21 protein-coding genes, 2 tRNA genes and 1 other RNA gene are annotated in these 20,486 nt (G+C 31.7%); all 24 read right to left on the bottom strand.

Translation table 11 applies throughout. The features are described 5' to 3' along the window. Positions 1–37 precede the first annotated feature (37 nt). Entirely contained in the window at positions 38–1,189 is a 1,152-nt protein-coding gene (locus tag QE109_RS13690; protein ID WP_342637155.1) for a THUMP domain-containing class I SAM-dependent RNA methyltransferase, read from the bottom strand. A gap of 88 nt (positions 1,190–1,277) precedes the next feature. Continuing rightward, positions 1,278–2,858, bottom strand: a complete 1,581-nt coding sequence (locus QE109_RS13685) for a response regulator (protein ID WP_281095099.1) — start codon at positions 2,856–2,858, stop codon at positions 1,278–1,280. Between the two features lie 62 nt (positions 2,859–2,920). Continuing rightward, positions 2,921–3,511, bottom strand: a complete 591-nt coding sequence (locus tag QE109_RS13680) for an SAF domain-containing protein (RefSeq protein ID WP_281095098.1) — start codon at positions 3,509–3,511, stop codon at positions 2,921–2,923. 15 nt (positions 3,512–3,526) lie between these two features. Then, positions 3,527–3,994 (bottom strand): hypothetical protein, encoded by a 468-nt coding sequence (locus QE109_RS13675; protein ID WP_281095097.1) that lies wholly within the window; start codon positions 3,992–3,994, stop codon positions 3,527–3,529. A 16-nt stretch (positions 3,995–4,010) separates the two neighbouring features. Then, a complete protein-coding gene (locus tag QE109_RS13670) occupies positions 4,011–4,397 on the bottom strand; it encodes a hypothetical protein (RefSeq protein ID WP_281095096.1) in 387 nt (128 codons plus the stop codon). Positions 4,398–4,408: 11 nt separating this feature from the next. Continuing rightward, entirely contained in the window at positions 4,409–4,681 is a 273-nt protein-coding gene (locus tag QE109_RS13665) for a hypothetical protein (protein ID WP_281095095.1), read from the bottom strand. An 11-nt stretch (positions 4,682–4,692) separates the two neighbouring features. Then, entirely contained in the window at positions 4,693–5,271 is a 579-nt protein-coding gene (locus tag QE109_RS13660) for a hypothetical protein (protein WP_281095094.1), read from the bottom strand. An 85-nt stretch (positions 5,272–5,356) separates the two neighbouring features. After that, positions 5,357–6,241: a hypothetical protein gene (locus tag QE109_RS13655; RefSeq protein WP_281095093.1), complete on the bottom strand. Its 885-nt coding sequence runs from the start codon at positions 6,239–6,241 to the stop codon at positions 5,357–5,359. Between the two features lie 5 nt (positions 6,242–6,246). Beyond that, a complete protein-coding gene (locus QE109_RS13650) occupies positions 6,247–7,422 on the bottom strand; it encodes an ATPase, T2SS/T4P/T4SS family (RefSeq protein WP_281095092.1) in 1,176 nt (391 codons plus the stop codon). Next, a complete protein-coding gene (locus QE109_RS13645; protein WP_281095091.1) occupies positions 7,422–8,582 on the bottom strand; it encodes a hypothetical protein in 1,161 nt (386 codons plus the stop codon). Before QE109_RS13645 ends, QE109_RS13650 begins: the two co-directional genes overlap by 1 nt. A gap of 135 nt (positions 8,583–8,717) precedes the next feature. Beyond that, the gene (recR, locus tag QE109_RS13640; RefSeq protein ID WP_281095090.1) at positions 8,718–9,317 is read right to left on the bottom strand and encodes a recombination mediator RecR; all 600 of its coding nucleotides are present in this window, start codon (positions 9,315–9,317) and stop codon (positions 8,718–8,720) included. Positions 9,318–9,326: 9 nt separating this feature from the next. Then, positions 9,327–9,665, bottom strand: coding sequence for a YbaB/EbfC family nucleoid-associated protein (locus tag QE109_RS13635; protein ID WP_281095089.1), 339 nt, complete (start codon positions 9,663–9,665; stop codon positions 9,327–9,329). Positions 9,666–9,689: 24 nt separating this feature from the next. Beyond that, positions 9,690–11,321, bottom strand: coding sequence for a DNA polymerase III subunit gamma/tau (gene dnaX / locus QE109_RS13630; protein WP_281095088.1), 1,632 nt, complete (start codon positions 11,319–11,321; stop codon positions 9,690–9,692). A 9-nt stretch (positions 11,322–11,330) separates the two neighbouring features. Continuing rightward, positions 11,331–13,232, bottom strand: a complete 1,902-nt coding sequence (locus QE109_RS13625) for an HD domain-containing phosphohydrolase (protein ID WP_281095087.1) — start codon at positions 13,230–13,232, stop codon at positions 11,331–11,333. Then, positions 13,213–14,883, bottom strand: coding sequence for an HD domain-containing protein (locus tag QE109_RS13620; protein WP_281095086.1), 1,671 nt, complete (start codon positions 14,881–14,883; stop codon positions 13,213–13,215). Before QE109_RS13620 ends, QE109_RS13625 begins: the two co-directional genes overlap by 20 nt. Before the next feature lie 376 nt (positions 14,884–15,259). Continuing rightward, an RNA gene (gene ffs, locus QE109_RS13615) (signal recognition particle sRNA large type) lies at positions 15,260–15,524 on the bottom strand. 12 nt (positions 15,525–15,536) lie between these two features. Continuing rightward, positions 15,537–15,626 (bottom strand) — tRNA-Ser (locus QE109_RS13610). Between the two features lie 2 nt (positions 15,627–15,628). Further along, on the bottom strand, positions 15,629–16,144 hold the full coding sequence (locus tag QE109_RS13605) for a nucleoside deaminase (protein WP_342637153.1): 516 nt from the start codon (positions 16,142–16,144) through the stop codon (positions 15,629–15,631). A gap of 56 nt (positions 16,145–16,200) precedes the next feature. Then, positions 16,201–16,276, bottom strand: a tRNA-Arg gene (locus QE109_RS13600). 7 nt (positions 16,277–16,283) lie between these two features. After that, a complete protein-coding gene (locus QE109_RS13595; protein ID WP_281095085.1) occupies positions 16,284–17,009 on the bottom strand; it encodes an OmpA family protein in 726 nt (241 codons plus the stop codon). A gap of 2 nt (positions 17,010–17,011) precedes the next feature. Continuing rightward, positions 17,012–17,740, bottom strand: a complete 729-nt coding sequence (locus QE109_RS13590; RefSeq protein WP_281095084.1) for a hypothetical protein — start codon at positions 17,738–17,740, stop codon at positions 17,012–17,014. A 12-nt stretch (positions 17,741–17,752) separates the two neighbouring features. Beyond that, the gene (locus tag QE109_RS13585) at positions 17,753–18,142 is read right to left on the bottom strand and encodes a helix-turn-helix transcriptional regulator (RefSeq protein WP_281095083.1); all 390 of its coding nucleotides are present in this window, start codon (positions 18,140–18,142) and stop codon (positions 17,753–17,755) included. Positions 18,143–18,146: 4 nt separating this feature from the next. After that, positions 18,147–18,566 (bottom strand): hypothetical protein, encoded by a 420-nt coding sequence (locus QE109_RS13580; RefSeq protein WP_281095082.1) that lies wholly within the window; start codon positions 18,564–18,566, stop codon positions 18,147–18,149. Between the two features lie 469 nt (positions 18,567–19,035). Continuing rightward, positions 19,036–20,475, bottom strand: a complete 1,440-nt coding sequence (locus tag QE109_RS13575; RefSeq protein WP_281095081.1) for a helix-turn-helix domain-containing protein — start codon at positions 20,473–20,475, stop codon at positions 19,036–19,038. Positions 20,476–20,486 lie beyond the last annotated feature (11 nt).

The following is a 20,486-nucleotide window of genomic DNA, read 5'->3' as shown; positions in this document are numbered from 1 at the left end:
CTCACCTTATACTTGTTCTCAAACACTCTTGATGTTATTATTCAACTTCTCTTCTGGGTGATTTGGGCGGCTTCTCACCAAAAAACAAATAGAAATATGTCTTTATTCTACCATTATATAATTTTCTGTTTTTCGTTGACTTAGTACCATATACTTTTTCAAAATCCTCATAAGAAGTAATGATATATTTAGACCACGTTTTATATGGTGCAAAAATTTTCCCCATTGTCATATAGAGTTTTTTCACTTCTTCAAGTTCGTTTAGACGTTCACCGTAAGGAGGGTTGCAGATCAAGTAACCGTATTGATATTTTGTACTAAAATCTTTTACGTCTCTAACTTGAAAGTGAACGATTTCATCAACACCAGCAAGTTCTGCATTGCTTCTTGCTATCGCGATGGATCTTCGATCTATGTCGTATCCTTCTATCTGAATATCAACATCGTGTTTGATGCTTTCATATGCTAACTTACGTGCTTCTTTCCAAGTTGCTTGATCAAACCAGCTCCATTTTTCAAAATCAAAACTTCTATTTAGTCCAGGAGCGATATTTTTTGCAATCATAGCAGCTTCTATAGCAATAGTACCTGAACCACAAAATGGATCAATTAAATGAATCTTAGGCTGCCATTTACTCACTAATAGCAGTCCAGCAGCAAGTGTTTCTTTTAGTGGCGCTTCATTTCCTTTTTCTCTATAGCCACGTTTATGAAGTCCAGTTCCTGATGTATCAATGCTTACTGTTACTTCGTCTTTTAATATACCAACATGGATACTATAGCGCTCTGCTGTTTCCTTAAACCATTCGATCTTATATTCACGCGTCAACCTTTTGACGATAGCACGTTTACTAATACTTTGTATATCTGATAAACTAAATAGTTTTGATTTAACTGACTTTGCATTGACAGGAAATTCTGCTTCTTTAGGAATATACTGTTCCCATGGAAGTCCGTAAACGTTGTCAAACAACTGCTCAAAGCTAGTTGCCTTAAATTGTCCAACTAATATAAACACACGCTCTGCAGTTCTAAGCCATAAATTAGCTTTTGCAATGCCCATTTCATCTGCATCGAAAAGAACTCTACCATTTTCTATGACTACATTTTCAAAGCCTAGGTCTTTCAATTCTTGTCCAACGATTGCTTCCATTCCAAAAACAGCAGTTGCTATACCTCTAAATTTCATAATTCACCATCCATTAATTATCTTTCGAATCATATTCCATTATATCACAAAAGGGCGCAATGCGCCCTAAGTAGTGAATACATATCAGTTAAAAGTAGTTTTCAATAATTCCTTTAAGTTTTTCATCATCTAATGGTTTGGGGTAATATTCGTCAAATCCATAATCTCGCATAAACTCGCGTTCATTATCTATCAATTTGTTAGAAATCGCTATAATGGGTGAAATTTTTTTCCTACGTCGTTCTATCTCATCATAGACTTTAAACCCATCACAGTCTTCTATCAAAACATTGATAATTGTCAAATCAGGTTCAACTAAAAAGTATTGCTTAATCGCTTCATTTCCATCATGTGCAAAATAAATATCGTAGTTTTTAAAAATATCAAGCGACATAAAGGGTTTTTCAAGATCGGCAATCAACACTTTCTTTCTGTGATTTTTCTCAACATTTGAAATTTCTTCATATTTGGGAATGACTTTATCATAGTTTAAAGTGACATCAATATATAAATAGCTATCTAGACCTACATTTAAATCTATCAATCCATTTAAATTAGTAACTAGCTCCTTGGCCAGTTTTAGCCCCAATGCTAATGAATATTCTGAAATAGATTCAAATTCCGTGTTGAGATCAATATCAAAATGGTTTATCTGCTTTGCATTGGCTTCATTTTTATACAAAGATTGAATAGATATTTTTAAGACCATTTTTGAATGCGTTTGAGTGACATCAGAGACTCTAATCTCTATTAAATCATTTTTTGAAACATAGACTGCAAACTCTAAAAGATATGCGATTAGTAGCCTAAGACTAAAAGCATCTCCTATTAAAACATCAGGAAGTGTCTCAGTATACTGAAGGTTAAAGTTAGTCTTACCACTTTCATCAAGCGGAAGTACGATTTGATTTAGTGTTTCTTCAAAGAGCCTTCTCACGTTAAATGATTCTCTTTTGCTCACAAAACTTTCTTTATCATACCTGGTAATCAACATCAGTTTATTGAGCGTCTCATATAAAAGCTCAGAATTAAGCTTTAACATACTTAAGTAATCATTTTTGATATTCTCTTCACTTGTATGACTAAAAGCTTGGAAGTAGCCTATAAAAGACCTTAATGGTACCCTCATCGACTTAGAAAAATGTTCTATTAAACCCACCAAATTCTCTTGCTTCCGCTCTAATTCTTCATTGATATTTTCTAGTTTTTGAAGTTGATCAAGTCTATGAATTTGCTTTTGAGAATTACTCTCACTCTCTGACTGAATTTCCAAAACACCTATGTTTTTTTCATCTCTAATAAGAGGGATTAGTTTAACCGATATTTCTTTCAATCCTTCAGCATATTGCCTTGCAACTATTAAATCATTTTGTTTACCATCAATGATGCAGTTCTGTACTTGACACCCCATACAGACATCACTATTGTTAAAAAATATTTGATAACATTTTTTTATCAAAATTTCATTATAATTATCCGCAGAAAATTGATTTGCCCAAATCACATTGTAATCGGAATTTACTATAAAGACAGGTGCTTTTATATCGTTTAAACTGTCATGAATGCCAAGTTGCGAACCGATATTTTTAAGCTTTATACGCTCATTTTGCCTATTTAACTGTTCAATTTCATGTAACAATGACTCTCTCGACAGTTTACTATAGTCCATATCACCCTCCATGGTTCATATAGATTATTATACCAAAGATTCACGTTACAAATCCATTGACTTTATTCATTTGTGACTTTTATAATTTCTAACCTACCATTACCTCTACTAGAAACAATAGATTCAACAATAACCAATCTAGCTTCGATGAGCAAGAAAGCTGGCACAGTGCTTTTTTGATCTAAATTTTGATCATAAATACCTTTCACTGTGACCTCACCCAAGGTCTTTAGAACACCGTCTTGATTAACATGAAGTACACATACGCTCTCACCTATTTCCACTTCCCAACAGAGCATCTCCTCCGGTGTCAATCTTATACTTGTCATGGCCATGCCTTTAGTAGGTATAAAATAACTTTTTTCAAGCAACGTTTGCCGACTAACAAGCGCTGACTCTGATAACTCAATTGCAAGAGTATTCCCTACGACATCATTCTTATCCAAAAAATAATTCTTATTATAAATTTGATTCGGAATTGAGACAATCTGTAAATCTTGATCAGTTATTTCCGCGCCTTCTGGCAAGTCGTGTCTTAATGCAACAACTTTTGTGACATAACTAATTTTCTGTTCATTAATGAGATTAAATTCATAATATGTTAGCAACCCTCCACATATCAGTAACAGTACAACAATTCCAATTTTTTTCATAAAGTCCTTCCTAAGTTATCTATTAAGTGGTAATTCATAAAATAATGTGACAACCATCTCTTTCTCTAATTTTCCTTTTAGCAAGATCATAGAAGTATATAGATACTCAAAACTCAACTTAATTTTATTGGGGCTTTGTCCGGCTAAAAGTTCAAACGATATATTGATAGGTTCAATTACAAAACCAGTCGTAAGACTAATTTTATCCTTCAACAGCTTATCAACAGTATTAATGGTATGCTGACCATAGTAAATTTCTCCTTCACTTAAAACATCCACATTTATTGCTTCAACCATATCGATAAGCGTTAGTTCTGATGCTATTTGCACACTGTTACTTACATTGTTTAGCAAAGCCAATTCCTGTATGACCAAATTAAGTGGTAAAACGAGTAATATAACAATAAAAAAACTAGTAATTACAATTCCAATTTCAGTTATTCCTTTTTCACTTTTTAATGCCAAAAGATTAGACTTCCACAAATTAACCTCTCTATTTTTACATAATTATTTTTCTAGCCAAATAACTTTGCTCAAATTTTAATGTGATCTGAGCTTCCACTCTTTTAAACAGACCTAAAAGTTTGGGTTGGTGATAAATGCCCTCAACATCAACACTATATAAGTTCCCTCTCATAACAACATTTTGATGATGCGCATTCACTATAACATCACTAAAACCAAGCTCATTTAGCCTTTCTTTTAATGCATCAACAGATGTATTATCAAGACCATTCTGTGCTTCTGCTAATAGCAAATAATTTCTACATGTAGCATCAAACTCTAGTTTCTTAATCGTTGGAATTACAAGCTCCACCATTGAAACAAAAATTGTCATAACAATGACAATCACTACTCCCATAACGACAATTTGATCTATATTCATTTCTCCCCCTACTAATTTGGAAAAATCTGCGTACTAATGGAGTTCGTCCACCACAACTGCATATCAGATATGATCTTACTTGCAAAGGTTTGAATTCCGGGAATTAAAATAAATGCTGCCACAATCAATCCAATTGCAATACCTATTACAGAACTTATTCCAAATTCCCCTTTTTCACTGATAATTTTTGGCTTCATCTCCTTTGCTCTTAACTTCATCATGTAAGCGCTTTCTATTACCCGAATTTGAAGCTTTTCGATTTTTATTTGATCCAAATTTTTCATAGCGATTCCCCCTACTTAAAAATTATATTTGCTGACAACAACATCTGATCCATAAGTGGTACTAAAATAACGCCTGAAGCGGCTATTACAAAAAATACGACTGATATAAAATAGGTCTGCTTAATTTTTTGCGTATCTTTTCTAAGTTGAGATAGGTATTTTTGAAACAACATGTGGTCTAACCTTAAAAATGCATCTTTTGATAATCCACTAATTGCTATACTCTCTAAGATACTGATCAATACATCTCCATCATCATTTTTAAACTGCGACCTTAGGTATAACAAAGATTTGTGGACATCGTTACTTTGAGAAATCATGGCCGACATTTTGAGTAGTGTTTTTTTAAGCTCTTTATCATAAACTACTAGATGCATACTACGTAACATGTCTTCAGCTCTCGACCCTGAAGCTGCTTGTATATATAGGTACTTGTACATACGATAAAAATTCTTAGCAAGTGTCGTTTGCGTTAGCTTTTGTCGCTTAATCACAACTAGTATGTCTTTTAATTTTTCTATTGATTTGGTAGTGTCATCTTGTTTTATTTGATGCTTTGTAGTCGTTATGAAACTTAACTGCAGCATCATGATACACCCCAGAAAGTTAAAAATAATGATATATTTCATCATGGTAAAATCACTTTTTCACTCCTTTCTAAACTTTGTTGACATACTAATATCTTGAAAAACTACCTACTACAGCAAAAAAGATACCTACACACACCATAAGAGAAAAAAATATACCTATCCCAGTGTGTCGCAAATAAAATTCGACGATATAATCATTGTCCTTCGTAATTTTATATGAGATTGCAAAAACAATCAGTATTGATAAACCAATCATGTTTCGATCATGTTCTAGCTCAGTTTTTCTCTTATTAATCTCTATTTGGATAGATGTATACTCATTTTCAAGTGCTTTCATAAGTTCACTTACATTACCTCTTCGCTGATACACGATATTGATATTTGTAAAAAGATAGCAGAAATACTCATTTAAACACTGGAACTGTACTTTTTCAAAAGCATTTTCAGGTGGTAATCCGATTTTTATAGCTTGGTTAAATTGCCTAATTAGATGGTGTATGGGCTTATTACTTATTGTTTTTTCTGTCTCTGAAATCGCTTTTAATATGTCTTCTGATTTAATAAGCCTAGCATTTATTTGCGTTAACAATTGAAAAATTCCCTTATCAATTTTTCGGTCCATTTTTCTTCTCATCTGTTCTAGAACCGCTATTGGCAATATGATAATCACAGCAATTAATATATTGGAAATTAAGTTTGAAGGCATAAATAAGCATCTCGTTAATATCGCGCCAATTACAAAAAAGGTATAATATATTACTAGTTCTTTAATATGAATATAGTCGCGTATAAATAGCTGCTCTACATATCTATGCTGTAGTAAATCAAGTATTTTTTTAGATTTCATAAATGACTGAATTGTTTTTGAATACGATGTAATTTCCTTTGATTTTATATAATTCATCACTAAAAAATTGATTAAAATCATGCTACCTATATTTGTAACCACAATCATAAATTCTATTACCATATCTGCTACACCTCGTCTTTGATATTATAAAGTGATGCATAATGATAGTTTTCATTCGCAATATCACAACCAATAAGTTTCATGATTTCCACAACTTTAAAGGCCCTCATATACACTACATAATGTACTGCTTTGGATATCATTTTTGTTAATTTCAAGTTTGATATTCGTGTTTCACTTTCAACTAACATCATTAGCCGATCTAACGCATCTTCTGTTCCACTAGCATGTAATGTTCCTAATATACGGTGATCAGTATACCCAGCTCTTACAAAATCCCAAGCTTCATTTCCCACAATTTCACCAATACAATAAGTATCTAGTGACATTGTCAAACCTTCCTTTATAAGATCGGAGAGGGTCATTATTTTTCCGCCCAATTCCCTTTTTTTTATGTACTGGACAATAGTGTTTTTTTTCTGTGGATAAATTTCAGTATCTGACTCACATATCAACACTCTTTCCAACTCATCCCCATTTTCAATAATGGTACGTAATAACGTTGTCTTTCCTGCTGCACTCTTACCACATATTATTAAGTTTCCTCTTGTTGCGTTGATTTCTTTTATGACATCAAGTGCCTGTGGTGTAAGCATCCCCATCATCAGCAATTCGTCATAACTGTATGCAAAGGCTTTATGCTTGCGAATGTTTAATGACGGTCCATAAACATTTCTTGGTGGAATACACACATTTATTCTCAGATAATTTGATTTATCACTTACTCTACAGTGGTTATCAACTTCATTGATAAGCCCTCCATGCCTGATCACTATTAATTTGCAAAAACGTTCAAAAGTCTCTTCTGTTTCAAATTGTATTGTCGTTTTTTCCATTACACCATTTCTCTTAACCATAACAAAATCATGTCTTGTGATATCAATATCAGAAATAGTCTCATCAATGATTAAATGTTGTAAAATCCCATAACCATAAATCGTATCAAATATAAGCTGTTTGAGTTCTTCTGGATCAAAAATACCCTTTTGAATCCCCACGCGTTTTTCAATTTCAACTTTTAAAAGGTTAGCATCAATTTTCCCTTCTTCAACATCAGATATCAAAGCAGCATAATCTAATAACAAGTCATCAATCATATGATTCAATACATTATAACTAGATGTTAGAAGATGCTTATTTTGACCTTCATAAGGTACGATCAAACTCTCAATTACGCCCACTATCGTATCCTTTCTACAACTTTTTTCACGAGTTGTTTTTTCTTTTGCGCGAGATTACCTACATAGTAATCTTTAAAGACTTCCTTTAAAACTAAATCTCCGATATTTCCAGATCGTTTGTTAGCTACTTTGCTAACTACAAGATTTTTAGAAATCGGAATACCTTGTTTTGTACTCAGTAAATTTAAGTATTGGTATAAATAACGTGTATCAGTGATTGACTTTTCTATACCAAATATGTTGATATCACTTATATGAATTGACAACATCGTCATGGCATCATATGGAAATAATGGCACACTAATAATTATAAATTGATATAAATCTGTTAACTTGAACAATAGTTTTTTTAAGGCTTGGTCATCATAATGCTCATAGTTAAATAAATTATAGTTACCCAGTAGCAAGTCCAAGTTCTTGTTTTTCTTTACTACAATAGATTCTATATATTCCGATAGGTTTAATCCCTTGGCAATTGTATCTAGTGCTATGTTTAAACCCGTATTATCTATCCCTGTAATATGACTTTTTATATTCGTTTGAATTTTTTTAATTCCTATTTTCTCATCTAAGCATGGCATTAATAAATTTCCATCCACCATTATTACAGAGCCTTTTGATAGTATAGAGAGTTCATCAGCTAGCATTAAAGCAGTTTCCGGTGAATTAACGACAGTTAATGTACCAGACATTTCTATCCTCTGATTTTTTTGGGGGTTCAATACTTTTTTTATGTTTTTAAATCCCTTACTCAAATCAATTGCTTCTCCAGTCATTCGATGAAGATATACCAGATCTTCATCACTGAGTTTACCTAAGGTCTTAATATACTCTTGCTTTATAGCCAGCCACTGCTTCTTTGTTGCTAGTTCAAATACAATGGAAAACTCATCAATTGTCTCAAAATAAGCACCTATACTTAAGCAATCACTATTGTTCCGTATGCCTTTGTGACTTAGAATAAAATGCCAATTAAAGCTATTCATCATCGTTTCGACCTGTATACTAGGTTGAGACAGCAGAATCAATATCGGATATTCACAGGCATTATAGTGATGATCCAGTTCAGCTTTATTAGTAAATAAAATATATTCACTTACCATATCAATATAGTCGGTAAAGTTATTCTCTTCTGTATTAATAAAAATAAAAACTTTCAAGGCAAACTCCTTTGGTAAATAATGTAAATACTATAACACAATTACCATATTTTGTAAATAAATTATTTGAAATATAAAAAAAAGCACTTGCTAATCCTTTGATTAGCAAGTGCTAAAAATTAATGAATTATTCAGTTACAAAGTTCTTCTTCCTTCAATTGCTTTTGCTAAAGTAACTTCATCTGCATATTCAAGATCACCACCAACTGGTATGCCATGTGCTAATCTTGTAACTGAGATATCAGTGCCTTTTAACAGTTTGGAAATATACATTGCTGTCGCTTCACCTTCTATAGATGGATTTGTAGCAATGATGATTTCACTAGTTTCATCATTTTGTAGCCTTATAATTAGTTCTTTTATTTTGATGTCGTTAGGCCCGATACCTTCCATTGGTGATATAGCCCCATGAAGAACATGATAATAACCATGAAACTCTTTGGTATTTTCAATGGCTATTAAATCTCTTGGTGTCTCTACCACACAGATAAGATGTGTATCTCTCTTATTATCAGTACAGATATCACATATATCTTGATCAGTAATGTTAAAACATTTCTCACAATACTTAACCTTTCTCTTGACATCAAGAATGGCTTCAGCAAATGCAACAGCTTGACTTTGATCCATATTGATAATATGAAATGCTAGTCTTTGTGCACTTTTTTTCCCAACTCCAGGTAGCCTTGCAAACTCGTCAATCAAGCGACTAATGGAAGGTATAAATTTTGACATGTTTATCTCCTAGAATAATCCCGGCATGCTCATGCCGTTTGTATATTTGCTCATTGTGTTATTCATTTTTTCGTCAGCTGTTTTAAGCGCTTCGTTAACAGCAACAATTATTAAATCTTGCAACATCTCAATATCATCTGGATCAACAATCTCAGGTTTTAACTCAATACTCACAAGTTCCTTTTTGCCATTAACAATAGCTTTAATCGCTCCACCACCAGCTGTAGCCTCAAAATTCTCAGTTTCTAGCTTTTCTTGAGCTTCTGTCATGTCTTTTTGCATTTTTTGAATTTGTTTCATCATATTGTTCATATTACCAGGAATCATAGGTCCTTTACCTTTAGCCATAGTTAGCCTCCTCTAATAATGTTGTTATTTTATTTCAAGGACATTATTAAAATCCTTAAAGAAATTTTTAATTCTTTCCTCTTTATCGATAGAATCTTCACTTACTTCAGAAGCTTCAAATTCCAATGTTATCATTTTTTTTACGAGCTTACTTATTACACTACTTAGATATTCAACATTAGTTGTATTGTTGAGTATTGATAAAAACATCTTGTTCTCTTGTGAAACACTAACAGTACATTTTGAACCGTTGAAATTCTCTGGAAATGCACCTCGAAGCATTGGCATGAGACCTTTTTTTTCTGAAGATGCTGTATTAATAAAATTATCCCATTGATTGACTATATCACCTAGATTGATATCACTTTCTGTGAATTCAATAAAGCTTTCAATTGGTGAGCTTTCCTTAGTTTGAGAACTTGGTGTTTGATCGACCGATTGATGATTGATGTTGTTTTGTATAGATTGTGAAGTCTGTGTAGTTACTTTACTAGGTGTAAAACCATGACTTAATTTTGCTTCTAATCGCTCTATTCGCTCTAACAAATTATCTATTGATGTTTCTATTTCTGGGTACATCAATCTAATGAGAGTAGCTTCAAAAAGAGTTCTTTTATTTTGAGCGTACTTTAAAGCCTTTGAAAGTTCAATCAACTCATCAAGTGCTCTTGAAAGATGTTTAGATGTTAAGTTAACAGATATATCTCTTAAGCTTTCAATATACTCAGTTGAGGCATCAATTAACAGCGCATGATTTTCTTTTACCATACTTAAAATTAGTATATCTCTATACACTTCTATCATAGCACTTACAAATTGATTTAGATCTTTGCCTTGTTTTAATATGTTGTCAATGGTTAACAACACTTCAGAAGCTTGATTGGTCTCAAGAAACTGTACCAATGTCAAAATCTGTGTTTTTTCAACAACGCCTAAAATCTCTACTACATCTGCTACTGTAAGTTTTTTTTCACAAATACTTAAGCATTGATCTAAACTACTCAAAGTATCTCTTACAGCACCATCACTTTTCTGTATAATTAATTTTAGTGCTTCTATCTCATATTCAATCTCAAGCTTATGGCAAATTTTTTCAAGTCTATTTAGTATTTCTTCATAGGACACTCTTTTAAAATCAAACCTTTGGCATCTTGACAATATTGTCGCAGGAATTTTGTGAAGTTCTGTTGTTGCCAATATAAACAGGACATATTCTGGCGGTTCTTCTAGCGTCTTAAGTAAAGCATTAAATGCCCCTTGTGAAAGCATGTGAACTTCATCAATAATATATACTTTATATTTTCCTTTTGATGGTGCAAATTTGATATGCTCTCTTAACTCTCTTATGTCATCAACACTATTATTAGATGCAGCATCCATTTCTACGACATCAATAAATTGATCTTCTAATATACTTAAGCAGTTAGAGCATTTATTACAAGGGTTTCCATCCGTATTGTTTAAACAATTAACAGCTCTGGCAAATATCTTTGCTGTTGATGTTTTTCCTGTACCGCGTGTACCAGAAAATATATAGGCGTGTCCATAGCTATCTGACATGATTTGATTCTTTAATGGAATTGTTATATGATTTTGTCCGATAATTTCATCAAAATCTTGTGGTCTCCATTGTCTATATAGTGCTTGATATGACATATTGTCTCCTTATAAATCTAAATGAACAACTTCGATATCATTGATAATATCTTGAATTTTTTGTGGATTTTCTTCAATTATTTTTTGCAGAACATCTACCATTCTCGGTTCAAATTGACTGCCTTTGTATTTAATTACTTCTTTTAGGGCTTCTTCTTTGGTTCTAGCCTGTGAATAGGATCTTGCTGATGTGATAGCATCAAAAGCATCTGCAATTCCAATTATTGACGCATAAATCGGTAATTCTTTCAGTTCTGCTTTTGGATAACCTTTCAAGTCATATCTCAAATGATGATAGAGTATTCCTTCTCTTATCTTTTCATCAAAACTGATCGCTTCAAGAATCTGTATACCTTTCGATGGATGTTCTTTAATAACTTCATACTCTTCTTCCGTTAGCTTGCCTCGTTTGGCAAGTATGTTTTGTTCTATTCCAATTTTGCCAATATCGTGTAACAATCCTGCGATTTCAATATTTTCAACTTCTTCATTACTATAGCCGATTTCTTTTGCAATTTCAACCGAAAATCTAGAGACACGTCGGGAATGACCTTCTGTATATTTATCTTTAGCTTCTATTACATTGACAAGTGCTTCAATGGTTCCAAAATACTGTTTTCTAAGTTGATCATAGATTATGGCTCTTTGAATTACCATTGATGCTTGATTCTTAAACATTTTCAATATACTTATATCATTGCTATTCATCTCTTGTTCCATTGCAAGGACTAGTATTGCTATGACTTCATTATCAACTTCCAAAGGCGCTAAAATTAAAAAATTAAAAAGCTTTTCTTTAACTGGAATTACTTCAATATCTGCTTTACTAAGTAGTTCTTTTGTGAAAAAACGATCTAAATTTAATTCAAGTATCTCATTTTCTGTCAATTCTTTAGATCCAAATGAATTTAAATTCCATTTCTTTTGACTATCCAAGACATAAATACCACCAACTGTTGTGTTAAAGAGATAATCAATTCTTTGTATAATATTATCAAGTAGCGCTTCAATATTCCAATTACTAATAAGAGAGGCATTAATTTGGTTAATATACTCAAGTTCCCTATTTTTACGCAATATATTACTTTGCAAAGCGATTTCGTCATTAATAGGCTTACCAATACAAAGCAAAGTACCATCGTCCAGTTTGTTAGAGACCATGCTTATGTGTTCACTTGCATAGGGGTTCGTTGCTTTCATTTTCATGTTGATAAACAGAGGTTCATCTGTTGCTCTTCTTAATTTTTCCATCCATATTATATTTTGAGATTCAATTTGATTTTCTACACTACCTGCAATGGGGTTCATTTCTTCATCTTGCTCTCTTTTAAGCAATTCACTAATATCCACACCAATTATTTCAGATTCTTGATAACCCAATCGCATTGAAAATGCTCGGTTCATTTTCATTACTTTTCCATCTTTATTCAATTGTAAAACGAATTGAGAAGTTAAATCAATTAATGAATGATCTATTTTTTCTTGCACCTTTATTTCATGTTCTAGTATTTTCACTTTCTCTTCATCGCTAAAAGTAAGATCGTTAAAATACCCTATATCATGTACTGCGACTTGATGTTGGGAAGCAATATTGAATAATAATTGGTTTAACTGAACTTGTGCTCGACTTAGGCTCTCAATTTTTTCTATGAGCGTGGCGTCTTCTAACTTCAAAACGTCAAGTGTCTCTATTGATAAAATTTCATCTTTAAACAATCCCTCTTTTTTTCTAAAAACCAAATATGCAATCAACGTTTCTATAAGTAATAAAGGAACTATAAAAAACCATTGCTTAAATAATTCTTCAGTTGACGCTAGTATGGCGATTAGACCTATACTAAAGACTACTACTGGTAAATATATAAAGAGCAACAATAACCATTTAATTTTATTATAGTAACTGTTTTTCATCTATAACCTCGTTTTGATATATTTTATATAGTTTTTCTTTATTATTCACCAGTATATCTTGCATAATTCTCATAAATTGAGATGAGTATACACTCCCTACTAAAGGTTTCATATCTTCTATAAAATTGGGAAGGTTTATATTCGTTGTATCATAGTTCATATACAAATCAAAATCATTCGCAATTCTAATTATCTGAGCATAATATGGTTGCTCATTTACATTCGTATTTTTAGAATTTGATAAATCAAAATTCAGATGGTGATATTCAATACCATCTAATATATCTTTTTTTAGTCCAACTCGTTCAACCATTTTACGTCCAATACTACCGTGTTGATCAATGTCAAAATAATAATCTAAAGAGTTGTCCGAAAAAGACAATTTACCAACATCATGTAGTAAGCCAGCCATGTATATTTCATCAACTTCTCCAGAGTTTAAATACAATTTTTCGGCAATCATTTTACAGATTAATGCAACTCGCCTAGAATGTCCATTAAAGCGTTCAGATTTTATATCAGTTGCTGTTACAAATGCTTCGACTGTTTTAAAATAATTTGATTTAAGACGATCATACAAGAGGATTTTTTCTAGTGCTATTGTGACATTGATTGAAATTGACTCTAATAAGATGATGCTCTCTGAATCAAAGTTATAATCACTTACAATAGCCATAACTCCTAAGTTTTTATTATAGTTTGTAAGTGGAATGTATGCGACTTTTCTGTTGTTCAAAATTACATTCTTGATATGACTATCTTCAAACAACATATCTTCAAGTGTATTTAGAATAACGATTTTATTTTCATTAAATGCATAACCTATATGCGAATTAGCTACTGGAACATGATTTCTCATTACAAATTCCTTACTGTAACCACTTACTGCTTTTAATTCAAGTTCATCACTTTCATTAATAAGTCGAATACTGCAAGAATTATAATTCCCTAAAAATGCAATTTTTTCAATAGCATCTTGAAGTGTTGTATCTATCGTGATCTGACCACTGATTATTTTACTTATTTCATTAATAAAATGAAGATCTCTACTTTTCTTCAGATACGTTCTATTCATAATCGATTCTTGATTTGAAGTTGCTGATAAAAACAGGATATATTTAATGCTCTCCTTATCAAATATCCTTAAGTTCCTGCCATTTGCTTTTTTACCGCCAACAAAATGAAAAAGCATACTTTGAAAATTTCTCTTTCTAAACAGATCAAACTGGACAGTACTAATATCTAAAATATCAAATATTGTAGATAGGTCTTCTTTCTTGCCGTCTAAATTTTTATTTGTTAAGTCGTTGGTGTATATTATATTACCTTGATAATCTGTTATCCAAATCATTGATGCAAACTTCTCAGAAGCCTTTTTAAAAAATTCTTTTAATCCCTCAAGCTCATTTTTTTTTGCGTTTAGTTCATTATTCATCTCTTTGTAATTATATTGAGCACGGCTCACAGCAGTATGTAGTTTTCTTAGTGCCTCTTTTTGTTCATTATACTTTTGATTTAAGAGATTAATGCTTTTTAACTTTTCTAGATAAATGTTGTTTAATTCGTCAAACTCAGTGATTGTAACGTCACTCGAATCAACGCCGAGCAGACTATACATTGACGCCTTATCTCTTCTTATTATCTTCATCATCCAATATGAGCTAATTGCTAGCAAAAGAAAAAGAGCTAGCACAACAGTAATGATTGTTTTAATGTGTTGTGAATTAATAGCTAGTGTTGTATTGGATATAATAATATAAAGTGCTAAGTTTGAAAGTACTATGGATGAAAAGGAGAATAGAAGGATTGATTTTAGTATTTTTTTTTCAAATTGTGAAAGCTTCAATTTTTCTACCTCCCTAACTTATTATTTGTTTTGATAAATTAGAACCGCTTTGATTTGTTTTATTCAACTTAACTTAAATTATATTAGAAAATCGTCTAAAATGAAAGAAAACATTAAACTGCATTATATTCAAAAAATAAAAAATCATCGCCATTTAACTGGAGATGATTTTTTAATTACGCCGTGCACTCAGCTTCGAATAGATATTACAGACGTTAACAGATCAGTTAACTCAAACTAGGCGACCCTACGGCACATAGATGGTCAAGCTTACCGCTGCTTCCTTCCGGACCTGACGGGGTTCACAAGTATCTATTGCGTAAGACCCAATTATCAACATCACTTAATCTGCGCAGACTCTACAAAAGGTACCCTCAGACTGAGCATCGACCCTGCTACAGCGGATTGCAGGTTACAAGGAACCGCTAACACCCCATCTAGCACGGCATATCTTTGTTTGGCGGAGAGAGCGGGACTCGAACCCGCGGGGCCATGACAGCCTTACACGCTTTCCAGGCGTGCCCCTTAGCCAACTCGGACATCTCTCCATTTATCGCTTTTTCCTAAAAAATTCAGTTATAATTACGCTTCCTTCTTCTTTAAGAATACCAGGAACAAGGTTACAATAATGGTTTAGTCCTTTTTGTTCAAATAAGTTAAAAAGTGAGCCACAAGCACCAGCTTTAAAATCATTTGCCCCATAAAAAATTGTCCTTATTCGCGACTGATAGATTGCGCCAGCGCACATCGGACAGGGTTCAATTGTAACATATATATCACACCCTGTCAATCGCCAAGACCCCATTTTCAAACAAGCTTCCCGTATGGCATTTATTTCAGCATGTCCAAGTGAAGACTCACTAGATTCTCTGTTATTATGTCCTCGACCGATTATTATTCCGTTTTTAACTATGACAGCTCCAATGGGTACTTCCCCCATTATCTCAGCTTTCTTTGCTTCTTCTATGGCTGCAGACATCATTTTTTCATGAAACTTCATCACTTTCTCGTCAATTAGATCACTGGCTTTACTGTTCTTCATATTTTTTTTGCTCATTGAATTCATTTCTAACCTCTTTATAAAACAAAACCCTACAGTCATGTAGGGTTTAATAGGTGCTTTGGCGCACCCGAGACGACTTGAACGTCCGACCTATCGCTTAGGAGGCGATTGCTCTATCCACTGAGCTACGAGTGCTTGTTTGTTATTTTGACTTGCTCCCTAAAATATAATGGTCCTCAAAATATACCTCAACTCGGTTATTTTTTTCTTGATTGCCAAAATCTAAGTATAATGGACTCTCAGAACCGTAATTATACACATTTATAAGGTTTTTATCAATACCCATTTGCAAAATTGAATTTCTAATGAACTTTGCTCTCTCTAGACTTAAAGAGAAATCTTCATCATTACTTTCAAATTTGGGGTATCCATTGGTATAACCTACAATAGCAATTTTTTCATCTTTATACTGCCCAATCATTGACTTAATGGAGTCTAAATCTTCTTGATCTAATAATATCTCAGAATCATCTTCATTGAAATAAAATATAATTTTAAACAACTTTAAATCTTCTAAATCATTAACAGTATAAATCGAATTATTTTTATCTTCAGTTGTTGGATCTGTAGAATCTGTTGATTCAGTTGATTCAGTTGATTCGATTAAATCCGTTGCTTCTGCAGTTTCAATTTCTGTAGCTTCTGTAGTTTCGTTAGCTCCTGTAGTTTCATTGGTTTCTTGATTGCTTGTATTTGTGAATTCATTTGTCTCATCACTAGAAGTAGTTTCCTCTATTACTACTAAAGAATCATCTTTATTTAAGTAATTAAAAATGTAACTACCTGAATAGACTATGACAACGACCAGTGCGAGTATGAATAGTCCCAATACAAACTTTCCCCTGTTGGTGAGTCTGTATTCGCTCATACTTACTTCTTCGGTTTAACAAACTCAACAAGATTAATAATCTTTTGAATTTCATACTCAATCATAGTATTTTGATCTTCTTGGAACTTTTTACGATTCTTGTTAATCTCACGTAAATCTTCAATTCTTTTCTCAAGCTCTCGAATAGTTGCTTCATTTCTATTAAATACATCTTGTGTAGTTGTTACAGTTTCTTCTAGTACTGTATTTAATGAATCAATTCTCTTATAAGCATCATTTAACAATTCATCTAAACTTATATTTGAAACGTTCATTATATTAAGTACAGTTTCACGTTTAATATCAATTGGTAAATTCTCTGGTATTGCTTTTAAATAGATGTCAGTCATAAATATTGTCTTCTTTACTTCTGATTCTAAATGAGCATTTCTGTAGATTTCATCAATTGTTAGCATTTTGTTTTTTTCGTATGCGCCAATAATTAAATCAAGTTTGTCACTTATGTTTTTAGGAATATCCTCAACATTAACTTTTTGAACGCCATCATGACTTGTGTCTATGTTTAAGTCTTTCGTGAAACTTTCATTTCCATGAAAATCTTGAGATGCCTTTTCCATATCCATGTGTGTTAAATCAGGTACATACTCTGGCTCAGGAACATGATCTAAATTCAGTTCATCAGATGTATCTTCTAAATTTACTTCATCTTCATCTTTTTGACTGTGTTCAATTAATCCCATTCTTTCGAAAATTGACTTTTTAGGTACCACGGTATAATCCTCCTAATTAACTTGATTTATTTTGCTGTCTAAATATTGTAACTTACCTCTGTTACTTTTTAATATGCTTTTATAAGCCTCAATAATTTCATCTTTTTTTTGAATTTGTTTCTTTTTAATCTGTATTTGAGAACTTAGAAAATCAATAGTTTCTGACATATCGTCTAAGTACTCTTTTTTCAGTTCATCGACATCGTTGCTACCACTATAGATATTACTTGAATTAATCTCGATAGTGTCCTTAATAATATCCACACCAACATCATCTATATAAGTAATGTTACTACGTGTGTGAATATGGTTTTTCAATATTTTTTTGTTTTTATTGACCTTCTTATAAATGGTCACTTTACTGACACCAAGCATTCTTGCCACTTCAATCACTCGATACATAGCATTACTCCACAGCTTTCTCATATTTCTTCATCAACATATACTGTAATCGATTTATATGTTCAATATCCTCAATTAGCTTATCTTGATATTTTAAGATCATTTCATCTTTTAGTTCCAATTCTGAATCTAAGTTAAATAGTTCATTCTTCAAGATATCAACTTTATCGTATAAAATATCTCTTTCTTTTTCAAATTTAGAAACAGATTTAATCGGTTTAATTTCACTTTTTTCAATAACAGTTTCATCATTCACTTTTGAAAACAAAGTTTTTAATATTTCAAATCCCCGATCGTCAAAATAAGTAACACCATCTACTTTGGAGATATTTGGATCAAGCAGTGCCTTATGAGTTATCATCTTTTCAAATATTTCTGTTTTTTCTACTCCAATAAGTTCTGCAACATCACTTACTTTATACACCATATCACCCCTAACTGTTTACAGTAAATTAACTGTAAATTACTTTAAACGCATTATAACTGGATTTGAACTATATTATTAATTCTACATAATAAACTTTTATAATTCAAATGTTATTTTTATTATTTTATATTAAAGTGATTTTAGAATTTTTGATAGACAAAAATTAGCATTTACAATGTTTTAAAATAAAAACTGTATACTTTACAGTATGATTATTGAGTTCTTTTCTTTATTGTATATGTTTACAATTACACTTTAAAACCCTTGTTATTAGCTATTTTTATGTTTTTTTAATTTTGAATATATATAGTGAACTTATTTTTATATAGCTTTGTACATATAATTCTCAGATTATTATATAAAAAAAAATGAGCTGTTACATTCTGGTACTTAGGAGAAGTGTACCAGAATGAAACGTTTCATTTCTTGTTTCATAATGAACAGTATTTAAATTGGTCAATTAATATTATTTTGTTTCATTTTGATACACTTTCATTTTTTCTAGCTTTCTGTATAATGTTGTTCTACCTATTTCCAGTACATCTGCAGTTGCTGCTATATTCTTCTCCATCATTTGATATACTTTTTCAATATGTTCAAACTCAACTTCTTGCAGTGTTTTAGGAATCTCTTTTGAATCATTTACATGAAATATTAAAGCTTTTGACTCTATATTTTTTACGTTATTCATTGAAATTTCAATATTTGTAATAGAATCTTTGAAGTTTTTCGTTTCTAAATCAACTTTGACTTGATTTCTAAAGTTAGATGTCATTTCATATGGATATCTCTTGCTAATCTTATCGACTATTTCACTATAATCACTTGCAAAAACAGTACTGTTAACTAAGTTTACAGTAGACATTGCAAACTTACCTAACAACTTACTTAACAAACGACTTTGTAACGGAATATCACGGTCTGATTGTTTAGTGTTAACAGTTGTCAGAATAAGCCCAAAACATTTGTAATTACTGTATTTTTCATGAGATTTTTTGTTTAAAATACTATCTGTGTAAACTGTTAACAACTGAATTGCATCTTCAGATATATATTCAACATTCTCAATTAAGACTGTATCATTATGAAACAATGCATTTTCAATTAGTTGTGAGCATATTCTTTTATTAGCGTTTGATAGTGTGACTGTATACTTTGAACCACTTGTATTTAGCAATAAATAAGATGCTAAAGTAGTCTTTCCAGTTCCTTTATCACCCCTGATTACAATTGGAATACCCATTTTAGTAATCTTACCAAGTTTTATTACAAACTCTTCTAAATAATTTTCAGGAAAAGCAAGTACATCATTTATGTTGACTTTATTACTTGTATTCTCAATCTTTCTATCATTAATAACATCATATTCTTCTTTATTATAATACTTTGCAAGCTGATCGTTGAGTTTAAAAGTTTCATATTCATCTATTTTAACTGACGAAATAAGCATCAAAGTTCCATATGTTTTGGTTTCATCAGCTAAATTAATTCCACAAGTACAGTACTTGGTCAATATCTCTAAATAATGTTCTTCGTAATAAACTTGATGAATCGAATGATTTTTCTGTGAAATATACCCACCATTTGTTCCTATCGTTAAATCATCTATACTTTGAATTTTTGAAAGCTGCTGATCTTCTATTCTTTTAGCACAAACTTGCAAACTCTTATTAGCTATTACATATTGATAATGATCACTCACGATTGAATCAACATAATTTAAAAATTTTGAATCAAAAGGATTTTTCACATCTTCATTATAAATTTTAAACTTATCACTTGGTTGCATGTTTTGTAGCTTACATTTATACCATGAAATTGCAACTTCCTTATCAATAATATTTCTATTTAATCTTCCAGTCTCAACATATGTCTTTTTAGCTTCCTTTACAGAAATATCTATCATTAATTACCTCT

The sequence above is a fragment of the Fusibacter bizertensis genome, assembly GCF_029914245.1.
In the GTDB taxonomy this organism is placed as follows: Bacteria; Bacillota; Clostridia; order Peptostreptococcales; family Acidaminobacteraceae; genus Fusibacter_C; species Fusibacter_C bizertensis.
The sequence above is the reverse complement of the archived record's forward strand: the minus strand, read 5'-3'. Positions and strand labels throughout refer to the sequence as shown.